We start from the raw sequence: 12,903 nt of genomic DNA, 5'->3' as shown, positions 1-12,903 counted from the left end.
AAGATTAACGGTTTGCAGCTGACCGCAGAGTGTGGTTAGCTGCCCTAGTCAAACCGCAGCCTGTGGTTTACTGACAACGTTTTGATTTTAATCTCGCTGGAGAGACAACCGAGAATGAGTGTGGCAACTATCGCTGACGTCCTGAAGGGCGTTTACGCAGTAGGCAGCGAAGTGACGGTACAGGGTTGGGTTCGTACCCGCCGTGACTCCAAAGCCGGTATTTCCTTCCTGGCCGTGTACGACGGCTCCTGTTTTGATCCTATTCAGGGCGTAGTACCCAGTAATCTGAATAATTACCAGGAAGATGTGCTGCGCCTGACCGCCGGTTGCTCCGTGAAGATGACCGGTGAAGTGGTGGAATCCCCCGGAAAGGGCCAGCAGTTCGAGATGGCGGTCACCGCCGTTGAGGTGGTGGGCCTGGTCGAAGATCCAGACACCTACCCCATGGCCGCCAAGCGCCACTCCATCGAGTACCTGCGCGAAGTGGCTCACCTGCGTCCCCGCACCAACCTGATTGGCGCGGTCATGCGTGTGCGTAACTGCCTGTCTCAGGCCATTCACCGCTTCTACCACGAGCGCGGCTTTATCTGGGCCGCGACCCCAGTACTGACCGCCTCCGACTGTGAAGGCGCCGGTGAGATGTTCCGGGTTTCCACCCTGGACATGAACAACCTGCCTCGCACCGATAAGGGCGAGGTCGACTACGACCAGGATTTCTTCGGCAAGGAGACCTTCCTGACCGTATCCGGCCAGCTCAACGCCGAAACCTACGCCTGTGCCATGTCCAAGGTGTACACCTTCGGCCCGACCTTCCGTGCCGAAAACTCCAACACCAGCCGCCACCTGGCCGAGTTCTGGATGGTGGAGCCTGAGGTGGCCTTCGCCGAATTGGACGATGTGGCTTCTCTGGCGGAAGACATGCTGAAGTACTGCTTCGATGCGGTGCTGGCCGAGCGCATGGATGATCTGAAGTTCTTCGAGCAGCGGGTCAACAAAGAGGTGATCACTCGCCTGGAGAGCTTCGTCAAGGCCGACTTCGCCCAGGTGGATTACACCGACGCCGTCGAGATCCTGAAAAACTGTGGCAAGAGCTTCGAGTTCCCCGTTGAGTGGGGCATCGACCTGGCCTCCGAGCACGAGCGCTTCCTGGCGGAAGAGCACTTCAAGGCCCCTGTGGTTGTGAAGAACTATCCGAAGGACATCAAGGCTTTCTACATGCGCATGAACGACGACGGCAAGACCGTTGCCGCCATGGACGTTCTGGCCCCAGGCATCGGTGAAATCATCGGTGGTTCCCAGCGTGAAGAGCGTCTGGATATGCTGGACAAGCGCATGGACGAGATGGGCCTGCCCAAGGATGAGATGTACTGGTACCGCGACCTGCGTCGCTACGGCACCGTGCCTCACGCCGGTTTCGGCCTGGGCTTCGAGCGACTGGTGAGCTACGTAACCGGTGTGTCCAACATCCGTGACGTGATCCCCTTCCCTCGCGCCCCGCGCAGCGCCAACTTCTAAGGCCTGCCCTGGAACGACAAAAACCAGCCTTGCGGCTGGTTTTTTTGTGTCTGCTGCAATCTTGGCGTCACAGGTTGTAGCCCGTTTCCTCATGCTCATGGATATCCAGGCCGGCGACCTCCTGCTCCTCACCGACTCTCAGCCCCTTCACCAGGATCGCGACCAACTTCAGCAGCAGATAGCTGACCACGGCGGTATAGCCAAAGGTGGCGATCACACCGACAAACTGTACCCACAGCTGACCCGACATGGTGGTGATGCCCTCGGCAAAACCGTAACCGCTGAACACCCCCAGTTCGGGAGAACTGAACACTCCGGCCAGCAGGGTTCCCAGGATGCCGCCCACGCCGTGAACGGGAAACACATCCAGGGAGTCATCGATCTTCAGCTTCTGCTTGATGTAAACCGTGGCGTGGAAACAGATAACCCCCCCAGCCAAGCCGATAACCAGGGCGCCACCCGGGCCGACAAAACCCGAGGCCGGGGTGATGGACCCCAGTCCCGCCACCATGCCGGTGACCACCCCCAGGGCGCTGGGCTTACCAAACTTCTTCCACTCGATGGCCGCCCAGGTCATGGCCCCCATGGAGGCGGAGATGTGAGTCACCAGGATCGCCATGGCGGCATCCCCATTGGCTCCCAGGGCACTGCCACCATTGAACCCGAACCAACCCACCCAGAGCAGGCCAGCTCCGGTCACCGTCATGGTCATGTTGTGAGGCAAAATGGCGGTGTGCAGATAGCCCTTTCTTGGCCCCAACACCAGGGCCGCCACCAAAGCCGCTACGCCGGCGGTGATGTGCACCACGGTACCGCCGGCAAAATCATACAGCCCCATCTCGGCAAGCCAGCCGCCGCCCCACACCCAGTGGGTAATGGGCGCGTACACCGCCAGCAACCACAGGGCGCTGAACAGAAGCACCGCCGAGAATTTCATCCGTTCGGCGAAACCACCGATGATCAATGCCGGGGTAATCACGGCAAAGGTCATCTGAAACAGCATGAAGAGCACCTCGGGTATCTCCCCGGACAGCGACGCCTTGCTGACGCCCGCCAGCATCACCTTGCTCAGCCCACCGATGAAACCGTTGCCCTCATCGAAGGCGATGGAGTAGCCCACCACCAGCCACAGCACCGAGGCGATGGCGGCAATGGAGAAGCACTGCATCAGGATGGAGAGCACGTTCTTACTGCGCACCAGGCCACCGTAGAACAGTGCCAGGCCCGGCAGGGTCATCAGCAGCACCAGTGCGGATGAGGTCAGGATCCAGGCGGTGTTGGCGCCACTCATCTGTTGCGCGGACACCCCAAAGGAGCACAGCATCAGTGCTAATAAAGTCAGTATCTTATTCATCTATATTGCCTCAGTGCCCTCTTCACAGGTGCGTATGCGTACCACTCGTTCGAGGTTTCTAACGAAGATCTTTCCGTCCCCAATTTTTCCGGTTCTGGCAACAGAGATGATGGTGTCGATGACCCGATCTTCCAGCTCGGTCGGTATGGCGATATCCAGCTTCACCTTGGGCAGGAAGTCGACGACATACTCTGCACCACGATAAAGTTCTGTGTGTCCCTTCTGACGACCAAAGCCGACGACTTCGGTCACGGTCATTCCTTGTACCCCGACATCCGACAATGCCTGTCGGATTTCGTCGGCCTTAAATGGCTTAACGATGGCGGTTACAAGCTTCACAACTCCCCCCTTAGTGTTGATTCAACGCCAAACCTCCTGTCCGGTGACGTTCGAAGGACTCCTTGCGGACAGGGGCAACAGCAAGGGGTGCAATTTCAGCGCCAACAGCAACACCATTTACATTTCAGTAACTTAGACAATGCTCGCACCCATTTGGCCCAGAAAGACGCACAACGCCTGTGCAGCCGCCGCATCGATTGCGCCAAAGAGGTGCGCCGTCACCAGGCTGGGTCAATAGTGTGACAAGGGAAAGGGCACAAACGCTCAGGCAGACCGGCCTCCATGCCATCTTGGCGCAGAGCACTGAATCATTGAGGGGAAGAGTCCACTGTCACAAGCGTTCCGGTTACCGCATGATAGAGGACGACAGCAGCCTCGGGGGGCCGCTTGGTGTTGTGGTCTGACGCCGGACGATGGCCTCAAGCGGTTCTTGGGTTGACCCACCAACCGTGATTTTCACTGTCCGGGCCTGTACTGGGAGTCTCGAAGTAACGACTGAGGATCCGGTTTGCCTCCTCGAGAGAGGGTTGGTAACCCAACTCTTCGCGGCACCGCTCCAGAAAATCCTGGGTACTGAACCCCAGGGTGACGTCTCCGCTCATGGCGGCGAAAAGGACGATGGTTTCTTCGTTCAAATCCCTGAGTTGCATGGTCACACTCTCCTTGGGTCATGACTTACATCCTGAAAACCATTAAGACACGCTACCACCCAAATTTAAGCCGTTTTGTGACAGCGAGCACGAACATTGCTTCACCCAAAGACCTCATACCAGTGAACCAAGGCTACCGGCTGTGCGCCTAGGATAAGAGCGCATTTGCTCACGGCAGAACCAAAGCTCCGGCGTCATTGTTCAAAGAGCTCAGCCAGTATCAGTCGTTTGACCCTCCCGCGACAGGAGGGTCTATAGTGGCAACTGGGGCAACTCTCCGCCGCAACCCACAGTCCGGTGACAGATGGTGCCCTATCCTGACCAGTATTGGTTCGCGGCTGCCTTATAGGTGGCAATAAAGGAATACAACGATGACGCCGACGCCACACACCGCTCCCCCCACAACCCCGAACCCAAACCGGGACACCCACAGCGAACTGATGATAGACGGAGTCAGCTGTGCCAGCTGTGTGGACAAAATCGAAATGGCCCTTGCCCGGGTGCCCGGGGTGGAGCATGTCACCATGAATTTCGCCCTTCGCACCGTGGCCATTAAGGGCAGCGCACCCCAGGAGGCCCTGATTCTGGCCATCGAAAAGGCAGGGTATGGCGCCCGCCCCATACCCAATCAGCAGGAGAGTAAGGCCCTGCAGGAGCGTGAACAGGCAGATAAGGCCTACCAGAGGGGCCTATTCAGAAAGGTCGCAGTCGCGCTCGGCCTCGGTGTGCCGCTTATGCTCTACGGACTGCTGGGAGGAGAGATGACAGTGACGACCGGAGGCCAGCGTCTGGCTTGGCTGGTGGTTGGTCTGCTGACGTTGGCTGCCATGGTCTTCTCCGGCGGACACTTCTATGCCGGGGCCTGGCAGGCGTTCAGGAATCACGCTGCCACCATGGACACTTTGATCGCCCTGGGGACCGGCACCGCCTGGCTCTACTCCATGGTGGTGGTGGTGCAGCCGGAACTGCTCCCCTTGGTGGCCAGGCACCTCTATTTCGAAGCCACCGCCATGATCATCGGCCTGGTTAACCTGGGGCTGGCATTGGAAGTGAGGGCGCGAGGACGAACCTCGGAGGCGATTCAACGCCTGATAGGTTTGCAACCGAAGACGGCCAGGGTGGTCCGAAATGGCCAGGAAGTGGATCTGCCTATTGAGCAGGTGGTGGTAGGCGACACCCTGCGTATTCGGCCTGGCGAAAAGGTGCCGGTGGACGGCAGAGTGACCCAGGGCCACTCTGCCGTGGACGAATCCATGCTCACCGGAGAGCCCATGCCGGTAGAGAAAAAGGTCGACGATCCGTTAGCGGCAGGCACCCTGAATCGTACCGGCAGCCTGCTGTTTACCGCTCAGCGCGTCGGGGCGGATACCGCCCTGTCTCAGATCATCGCCATGGTGAAACAGGCACAAAACTCCAAGCCTCCCATCAGCAGACTGGCAGACGTGATCTCCGCCTACTTTGTTCCCTCCATCATGATCATCGCCGTCGTCAGCGCCATGGTATGGATGAACTTTGGTCCGGATCCCGCGATTGGCTTCGCCATGGTCTCCGCCACGACCGTCCTGATCATCGCCTGTCCTTGTGCTCTGGGCCTGGCAACCCCAATCTCGGTGATCGTCGGCATTGGCAAGGCTGCCGAGGTCGGAGTGCTGATCCGCAACGGTGAGGCACTGCAAACCGCCTCGAAGATAGACGTCATGGTACTGGATAAAACCGGTACCATCACCCAAGGCTCCCCAAGGGTGACGGATCTGATTTTAACCGGCAGCCGAGACGAGCAGGAGGTGATGGCCCTGGCCGCCACTCTGGAGTCCGGGTCCGAGCACCCCCTGGCCATGGCCATTATGGAGTCTGCCAGGGAAAGGGGCATTGAGCCGGGAGTACTGGAGGAATTCAATGCCATTGCCGGTCATGGCGTCGAAGCCAGAGTCGATGGCAAACCCCTGCTCTTTGGCAATGAGAAACTGATGGCAGACCGCGGCGTCGCCCTGAACCACCACCAAAGCCAATCCCAATCATTGGCAAGAGACGCCAAGACCCCAATCTACCTCGCCGTCGAAGGCCAGCTGAGCGCCATCATTGCCATCGCCGACCCCATCAAGCCAGGTGCCGCCGATGCCATAGGCCGACTCAAGGAGAAAGGGATCAAGGTGGTGATGCTCAGTGGCGACAACCGGGAGACCGCCATGGCGGTGGCGAAGAGCGTCGGCATCGATGATCTGTTCGCCGAAGTCCTTCCGGAGCAGAAGGCACTCAAGGTGCAGCAGTTGCAAGAGGCCGGTCATATCGTGGGCATGGTCGGCGATGGCATCAACGATGCGCCCGCATTGGCACAAGCTGACGTTGGCTTTGCCATCGGCACCGGTACCGACGTAGCCATGGAGAGCGCCGACATCACCCTGATGCGCGGCTCGCTTCACGGCCTGTCAGACGCTGTGGAGGTGAGCAAAGCCACCCTGAAAAACATCAAACAAAACCTGTTCGGGGCCTTTATCTACAACGCCGCCGGTGTACCGATCGCCGCCGGCATCCTGTACCCCCTGTTTGGCCTGTTACTCAATCCGGTGGTGGCCGGAGCTGCCATGGCGTTCTCCTCAGTCACCGTGGTGACCAACGCCAACCGGTTGCGCTGGTTTACGCCAACCAGACCCCAGTAAGGAGAAGACGCGAGATGTTGTGGTTCAACCTGGCAGCCCTGATGATCATCGGCCTCATCGTTTGGTGGTTCTGGCTCGATACGCCGGCTCAGGCGCAAGCGAGAAACGACCGCCCCATCGCCATTGTGGTGGCCAACGGGGTCTACCAACCGGCACGGGTGCATGCCTCGGTGGGGCAAACCCTGACCTTGCGTTTTCTGCGTCAGGACACCTCCCCCTGCGCAGAGCTGGTTCAGTTTCCTGAACTTGGACTGAGTGTCACCCTCCCCATCGGCCACCACACCGAGATTCAACTTCCCGCCTTGGACAAAGGGGAATACGCCTTCCACTGCCAGATGCAGATGTACCGCGGCAAGCTGATCATCGACTGACGCCGCCGAAAGCCCTGGTTCGCCCCTACAGCCCTGCCGGCCAACTCCAGGGGGGGGCATCCAGTCTCGACTGCCCGAGAATGTCGGTCTCTCCATGGGGCTTGTGCAGCTCGATGGAGTGACAGTCTGAACTCTTTTCCAGGGCAGCAATCAGCCTGGGAGCGTGGGAGATCACCCACACCTGGCTGTGAGCCGAAGCGTTGATGATCAATTGTCCCAGGGCAGGCAACAGATCCGGGTGCAGACTGGTTTCCGGCTCGTTCAGCACCATCAGGTTGGGGGGCCTGGGGGTGAGCAGGGCCGCGGACAACAGCAGGTAACGCAGGGTGCCATCGGAGAGCTCAGCCGCCGTCAGCGGGCGCAGCATTCCCGGCTGCAACAAACTCAGGGTAAATCGGTTATCTGGGCTGATGTCGACATTCAGTCTCGAGCCAGGAAACGCCCTGTGGATAGCCTCATCCAACCCGTCGGCATCACCCACTTCACGGATGGTCTGCAGGGCCGCGGCCAGGTCTCTGCCATCATGATGCAGTACCGGCGTACGACTGCCGATCTGTGCCTGGCGGGCGGGCGCCCCCGGATCAGTGCGAAAATGATCGTAGAATCGCCAGCGGCGGATCGCCTCCCTCATGGCAAACAACTCCGGCGTGGCCTGAATATCCGCCACCTGGTCAAACATGCTGTCGTACGCAGGCAGGTGCTGACTGACCACCCGAAAGCCGCCCCCGTCGCGGGTCTTCACCAGGGGCCCCTGACGGCTGACCAGTTCAGACGCCGGGCGCCAGCGATGGCTGCTCCAGATGGACTCCCGTTTGACTTCAGGGTCCAGGTTGAAGACGCTGCGCGGAACAGGCTCGGGCATCCCCAGGCTGATGGCGTAACTGAACGGCTCTCCGGTAAACCCCAGCCTCAATCTGGAATGACGGTTGCGTCCCGTCCCCTGAATCGCCACCTCGCCGCGGCGCATACCGCCGGTGATCTCATCGGGGCCGGCCCACATGGTGGAGAGCAATCCCCCCTCGCGGGCCAACGCGCTGACCACACCTCCCTGCGCGGTTTCCGCCAACAGCCTCAGGGCACGATACAGGTTGGACTTGCCACAGCCATTGCCTCCGGTGATCAGCGTCAACGGTCCGAGGGGAATGCGCAGGCTGCGAATGGAACGATAGTTTTCAATGGCAAAGGCGGTCAGCATAGTCGCGGAAGAGGAAGCAAAACGGAATGCTATTACCTTAGCACCGCCGTCGCCCTGGCAACATCACTGTTTACCCTGACCGGCCGGCCAACTTAACCACCAGCCTGGCGGCATGCTCCCGGACCCGCTCCGGACAACAAAAGACCCGCCAATGGCGGGTCGGTGCAGCATTAGCTCGGCGTGACCGTCGCCGCCTCCCAGCGAGTGAGCAGCGCCATGATCTCCCGAGAGTCCTCCGGCGTCGCCGCCGGCCGAGCCAACCGGGACTGCCCCGCCTCCAAAGCCTGGCGCACCGCCTGCACCTGGTAGAGGAAGGCATCTCCCTCTCCCGCCACCTCTATGGTTTCGGGGGGCTGTTCATGGGGCATCAATTGCAGGGTGTTGGTTGCGCCAGGCAACCATGGGTTGCTGATCATCCTCATGCTGGCGTCGCTGCCCACCAGGGTGAACTGCCAGTGGAGACCGTAGTCCTCGGCGCTGTGCAGCTGAACGGCCACACCGTTGCGCAGTCGCAGACTGGCGGCGGATTCACAGATGTTGCCATCGTCTCCACGGCGCCCCAGGGCCTGAATCTGAGCCCCCTCGAAGGGATTCCCCAATCCGGTTTGTTGCAGCATCAGCTGGACCAGGGAGGCCGGATAGCACCCCAGATTGTAGAGGGTACCCTTGCTGCCCGGATTAACAAACTGGCTGATGGCGGCGCTGTAGCTGGCATGAATCGCCTTGATCTCGCCCAAGCAGCCCTTGTTTACCAGCTCAACCGCCCTGGCGATAACCGGATGATTCAGGTACATCAGCCCCTCAGCAAAGAAGACGCCGGCGTCCGCCACGGCGCTCAGCGCAGCCTCGGTGCCGGCCATATCCACAGACAGGGATTTCTCGCACAGGATTGCCTTACCGGCCTTGGCGGCTTTGACCACATACTCATGGTGCAGATGATTGGGCAGGGCGATATAGACGATGTCGATCTCAGGGTTGGCGATCAACGCATCGTAGTCCTGGTAACGCTGCTCAATGCCGTACTGGTCGGCGAACTGATCCAGCCGCTCAGAATGACGGCCGGCCACCGCCTGAATCCGGGTCTGCCCCTCTGCAGTGATGGCATCGGCCATCACCCCGGAGATAAAACTGGTGCCCAGGATGCCCCAGCGAAGTGGTGTACTCATCGATTACAACTCCGGAATCAACAGCTCAGACTGGAATGCCTGCACCAGCTCGGTCAGACCTTGTTGGATGAACCTCTGGGTATGCTCGGCATCGAAGTGGGCCTGGTGGGCCGCTTCATCGTCATAACGCTCCCACAGAATGAATTTGCGGGGATCCTCTCTGTCCTGAAGCGGCAGGGCCAAGGAGCAGCCCGGCTCCGACTCCATGTCCCGGCAGAAGCGGAAGATGGCCAATTTGGCCAGCTCCAGAGAGACATCGGGTTTAACCCTGAGTTCGGCGGTGATAAACAGCCCCTGATCCATACGACCTTTCCTGGATAGTGATATCAAAGCGCCACTGTAGTTGACTCTCCCAAATGGATAAACCACCATTTGTTCACTTTATTGCAAACCAAAAGTTTCTAATCATGGATCGACTGAAGAGCATGCAGGTGTTTGTCACCGCCGCCGAACAGGGCAGCTTCGCCGCTGCCGCCAGTACCCATGCCATTACTGCCACCATGGTGGGTAAACACATACGCTCACTGGAACAGCACCTTCAGGTCAGGCTGATCAACCGCACTACCCGCCGCCAATCCCTCACAGAATCCGGCCAACTCTATTACACCGAGTGCCAGCGGCTGCTTCGAGAGCTGCATACTGCAGAGCAGACCCTGCAGCAGCGCAGCCAAGCCCCAGAGGGCACGGTGAAACTCAACTCCCCGGTCACCTACGGCAGCCGGGTGCTGGCTCCTCTGTTGGCGGGCTTTCTGGAAGATCACCCCAAGATCAATGTGGAACTGACCCTGGAGAACAGCCTGGTGGACCCCTTCCATCACCCCACGGATCTGGTGGTGCGCATCGGCGCGTTGGCGGACTCCTCTCTCATCGCCCGCCCTCTGGGCAGCTATGAGCTGATCTATTGCGCCAGCCCGGACTACCTGGCGCGACACGGTACCCCTGATTCGCTGGCCAGCCTCGAAGATCACGCCTGTCTGGGCTTCGACTTCGGCCGGCGTCGCGCCAGCCAGTGGGGCGCGCCCACCGCCTTTGATAAGGGGCAGGCAAGACTGGTGGCCAACAGCGGCGATGCGCTGCTGGCCGCCGCAAAAGCCGGAGCCGGCGTGGTGTTTCAACCGAGGTTACTGGTCGAGGAGGAGCTGGCCCGAGGGAATCTGGTGCAACTGTTGGAAACACAGTCACCCAGACCGGCGCCCATCCACCTGCTCTACCGCGAAAACGAACCTCCCAAACGGGTTCGTGTGCTGATCGACTATCTGACAAGCGCGCTTTCGCCGAAAAGCTGAGCGAACTGTAACACTTGATTACAGATCCCGGCATCCGGGGATTTTCGTTCACCCCCCCTTTACGATAAGGTATCGCCAGACTCTGTCTGCTAACACAGAGAACATAACTAGAACGCCCGCAGCCAAAGGCGCTCCCGTCCTTGGGGCGAACGCGACAAGCCATTCAAGAAGGAAGATATGATGCTTCGTAAAACTCTGCTTGCGTCAGCGGTGATGCTGTCGCTTGCTGCCTGCACTTCAGTGGATACCAACACCGTGACCGACACCGCCCAGGTGGCCCAGCTGGCCGACAGCAACCCTCTGAAGAACGAGAGCACCCTGCTCTACCGCGCCCCGGATTTCACCAAGATTGACGACAGCCACTTCAAGCCCGCCATGGAAGCGGGCATGGTCGCCCAGTTGGCCGAAGTGGGCGCGATCGCCAACAACCCGGACGCCCCCACTTTTGAGAACACCGTGGTGGCGATGGAGAAAACCGGTGAGCTGCTGAGCCGTTCCGCCAGCGTGTTCTACAACCTGGTGGGCTCCACCAGCAACGACGCCCGTCAGGCACTGGCCGCCGAGATGGGCCCCCAATTCTCCGAGCACAACGACAACATCTATCTGAACGACACGCTGTTCAAGCGCGTAAAGTCCGTCTACGACCAGCGTAACGAGCTGGGCCTGGATCCTGAAGGCCTGCGTCTGGTGGAGAACTACTACCAGAACTTCGTGCTGGCCGGTGCTAACCTGAGCGATGCAGACAAGACCAAGGTCCGCGAGCTGAACAAGCGACTGTCCACCCTGACTACCCAGTTCGGTGACAACATTTTGGCGGCCAGTCAGGGCGGCGCCCTGCTGGTCACCGACGTCAAACAGCTGGATGGCCTGTCCAAAGGCGAGATCAACGCCGCCAAACTGGCCGCCGACAACGCGGGCAAAGAGGGCTACCTGCTGACCCTGACCAACACCACCCGTCAGTCCGCCCTCTCCAGCCTGACCAACCGCGACCTGCGTGAAAAGCTGTGGCGTGCCTCTGCCTACCGCGCCACCAGCGGTGAGTACGACAACCGCCCTGTGCTGCTGGAGCTGGTGAAGCTGCGTGCCGAAAAAGCGGCCCTGTTCGGTTACGACAGCTGGGCCGAGTACCAGTTGCAGACCAGTATGGCCAAGACTCCCGAAGCGGTGCTGGACCTGCTGGGTTCCATGGCACCTAAGGTCGCCACCAACGCCGCCAACGAAGCCAAAGCCATTAAGGCCATGGCGTCCAAGGACCAGGCCAACTTCGAAGTAAAACCCTGGGACTGGCTGTACTACGCCGAGAAAGTGCGTCAGAAAGAGTACAACCTCAACTCTGCCGAGGTGTCTCAATACTTCGAGTTCAACCGGGTTCTGGAAGATGGTGTGTTCTATACCATGAACCGCCTGTTCGGCATCACCCTGAAGCCGCGCACCGACATCCCGGTGTACCACCCGGATGTGAAGGTGTATGAGATCTTCGACAAGGACGGCAGCTCCATGGGTCTGTTCTACGCCGACTACTTTGCCCGTGAAGGCAAGCGTGGCGGTGCCTGGATGAACACCTTCGTCAGCCAGTCCAACATGAAGGGCACCCAGCCGACCATCATCAACGTGATGAACATCCCCAAGGCCCCCGCAGGCGAGCCTCAGCTGGTGAGCTGGGATGAAGTGACCACCATGTTCCATGAGTTCGGCCACGGCGTGCACGGCCTGTTTTCCGATGTTTACTACCCAAGCCTGGCCGGTACCAACGTCTCCCGTGACTTCGTGGAGTTCCCCTCCACCTTCCAGGAAGACTGGGCCGCCGACCCTCAGGTGATCGCCAACTACGCCAAGCAGTACAACACCGGTGCCCCAATTCCTAAGGAGTTGTTGGACAAGGTTCTGGCTGCCAGTAAGTTCAACCAGGGCTTCGACACCCTGGAGTACCTGTCCGCCGCCCTGGTGGACATGGAGTGGCACGCCCTGAGCGCCGAGGAAGCCGCCAAGATCACCGACGTGGAAGCCTTCGAGAAGGCCGCCCTGGCCAAGCACGGCGTTGATGTGGAAGCGATTCCGCCACGCTACAAGTCCACTTACTTCGCCCACATCTTTGCAGGTGGTTACTCCGCCGGTTACTACGCCTACATGTGGTCTGAGATCCTGGCCGCCGATGCCTTCGCTCACATGCGTGACAACGGCGGTCTGACCCGCGAAATGGGTCAGCGTTTCCGCGACACCGTCCTGTCCCGCGGCAACAGCCAGGACCTGATGAAGACCTACCTGGACTTCAAGGGCAGCAAGCCTGACACCACCGCCCTGTTGGAGCGCCGTGGTATCTCCCTCTAAGTCACTGGGTAGAGATTGCATAAGCCGGCCCCTGGGCCGGCT

General features: G+C 59.8%; 11 protein-coding genes. 5 read left to right on the top strand and 6 right to left on the bottom strand.

The annotated features are described in order from the left end of the window. Nucleotides 1–114: 114 nt before the first annotated feature. Nucleotides 115–1,515: an asparagine--tRNA ligase gene (gene asnS / locus G505_RS0103495; protein ID WP_028108320.1), complete on the top strand. Its 1,401-nt coding sequence runs from the start codon at nt 115–117 to the stop codon at nt 1,513–1,515. A gap of 67 nt (nt 1,516–1,582) precedes the next feature. Here asnS and G505_RS0103490 read toward each other — a convergent pair whose 3' ends face one another. The 3 genes from G505_RS0103490 to G505_RS0103480 all read right to left on the bottom strand — a co-directional run bounded on the left by G505_RS0103490 (nt 1,583) and on the right by G505_RS0103480 (nt 3,858). Then, nucleotides 1,583–2,869, bottom strand: a complete 1,287-nt coding sequence (locus tag G505_RS0103490) for an ammonium transporter (protein ID WP_028108319.1) — start codon at nt 2,867–2,869, stop codon at nt 1,583–1,585. Next, a complete protein-coding gene (locus G505_RS0103485; protein ID WP_028108318.1) occupies nt 2,870–3,208 on the bottom strand; it encodes a P-II family nitrogen regulator in 339 nt (112 codons plus the stop codon). Between the two features lie 419 nt (nt 3,209–3,627). Further along, entirely contained in the window at nt 3,628–3,858 is a 231-nt protein-coding gene (locus tag G505_RS0103480) for a hypothetical protein (protein ID WP_028108317.1), read from the bottom strand. A 440-nt stretch (nt 3,859–4,298) separates the two neighbouring features. On the opposite strand from G505_RS0103480, the gene G505_RS20470 reads away from it, so the two are divergent. Both G505_RS20470 and G505_RS0103470 read left to right on the top strand, forming a co-directional pair. Continuing rightward, nucleotides 4,299–6,515: a heavy metal translocating P-type ATPase gene (locus G505_RS20470; RefSeq protein ID WP_035385059.1), complete on the top strand. Its 2,217-nt coding sequence runs from the start codon at nt 4,299–4,301 to the stop codon at nt 6,513–6,515. Between the two features lie 14 nt (nt 6,516–6,529). Beyond that, complete coding sequence (locus G505_RS0103470) at nt 6,530–6,886, top strand: cupredoxin domain-containing protein (protein ID WP_028108316.1); 357 nt, start codon at nt 6,530–6,532, stop codon at nt 6,884–6,886. A gap of 25 nt (nt 6,887–6,911) precedes the next feature. Here the strand turns inward: G505_RS0103470 and G505_RS0103465 are convergent, their stop codons facing one another. The 3 genes from G505_RS0103465 to G505_RS0103455 form a co-directional block, all read right to left on the bottom strand. Further along, nucleotides 6,912–8,081, bottom strand: coding sequence for an AAA family ATPase (locus tag G505_RS0103465; RefSeq protein WP_028108315.1), 1,170 nt, complete (start codon nt 8,079–8,081; stop codon nt 6,912–6,914). 170 nt (nt 8,082–8,251) lie between these two features. Then, nucleotides 8,252–9,247 (bottom strand): Gfo/Idh/MocA family protein, encoded by a 996-nt coding sequence (locus tag G505_RS0103460; protein WP_028108314.1) that lies wholly within the window; start codon nt 9,245–9,247, stop codon nt 8,252–8,254. A 3-nt stretch (nt 9,248–9,250) separates the two neighbouring features. After that, on the bottom strand, nt 9,251–9,550 hold the full coding sequence (locus G505_RS0103455; protein WP_028108313.1) for a putative quinol monooxygenase: 300 nt from the start codon (nt 9,548–9,550) through the stop codon (nt 9,251–9,253). 104 nt (nt 9,551–9,654) lie between these two features. Here G505_RS0103455 and G505_RS0103450 point away from each other — a divergent pair, with 104 nt between their 5' ends. Next, nucleotides 9,655–10,533, top strand: coding sequence for a LysR family transcriptional regulator (locus tag G505_RS0103450; protein WP_028108312.1), 879 nt, complete (start codon nt 9,655–9,657; stop codon nt 10,531–10,533). 180 nt (nt 10,534–10,713) lie between these two features. Then, nucleotides 10,714–12,861, top strand: coding sequence for a M3 family metallopeptidase (locus G505_RS0103445; RefSeq protein WP_028108311.1), 2,148 nt, complete (start codon nt 10,714–10,716; stop codon nt 12,859–12,861). The last annotated feature ends 42 nt before the right edge of the window (nt 12,862–12,903 follow it).

This window comes from Ferrimonas futtsuensis DSM 18154 (assembly GCF_000422645.1).
GTDB lineage: Bacteria > Pseudomonadota > Gammaproteobacteria > Enterobacterales > Shewanellaceae > Ferrimonas > Ferrimonas futtsuensis.
Note: the sequence above shows the minus strand (reverse complement) of the source record. Positions and strands in the feature narration are given on the sequence as shown.

Excerpts from the sequence above, each read along its gene's own strand:
- asnS (WP_028108320.1), top strand. The coding sequence starts at position 115 with ATGAGTGTGGCAACTATCGCTGACGTCCTGAAGGGCGTTTACGCAGTA.
- G505_RS20470 (WP_035385059.1), top strand. The coding sequence starts at position 4,299 with ATGATAGACGGAGTCAGCTGTGCCAGCTGTGTGGACAAAATCGAAATG.
- G505_RS0103465 (WP_028108315.1), bottom strand. The coding sequence starts at position 8,081 with ATGCTGACCGCCTTTGCCATTGAAAACTATCGTTCCATTCGCAGCCTG.
- G505_RS0103490 (WP_028108319.1), bottom strand. The coding sequence starts at position 2,869 with ATGAATAAGATACTGACTTTATTAGCACTGATGCTGTGCTCCTTTGGG.
- G505_RS0103460 (WP_028108314.1), bottom strand. The coding sequence starts at position 9,247 with ATGAGTACACCACTTCGCTGGGGCATCCTGGGCACCAGTTTTATCTCC.
- G505_RS0103445 (WP_028108311.1), top strand. The coding sequence starts at position 10,714 with ATGCTTCGTAAAACTCTGCTTGCGTCAGCGGTGATGCTGTCGCTTGCT.
- G505_RS0103455 (WP_028108313.1), bottom strand. The coding sequence starts at position 9,550 with ATGGATCAGGGGCTGTTTATCACCGCCGAACTCAGGGTTAAACCCGAT.
- G505_RS0103470 (WP_028108316.1), top strand. The coding sequence starts at position 6,530 with ATGTTGTGGTTCAACCTGGCAGCCCTGATGATCATCGGCCTCATCGTT.
- G505_RS0103450 (WP_028108312.1), top strand. The coding sequence starts at position 9,655 with ATGGATCGACTGAAGAGCATGCAGGTGTTTGTCACCGCCGCCGAACAG.
- G505_RS0103480 (WP_028108317.1), bottom strand. The coding sequence starts at position 3,858 with ATGCAACTCAGGGATTTGAACGAAGAAACCATCGTCCTTTTCGCCGCC.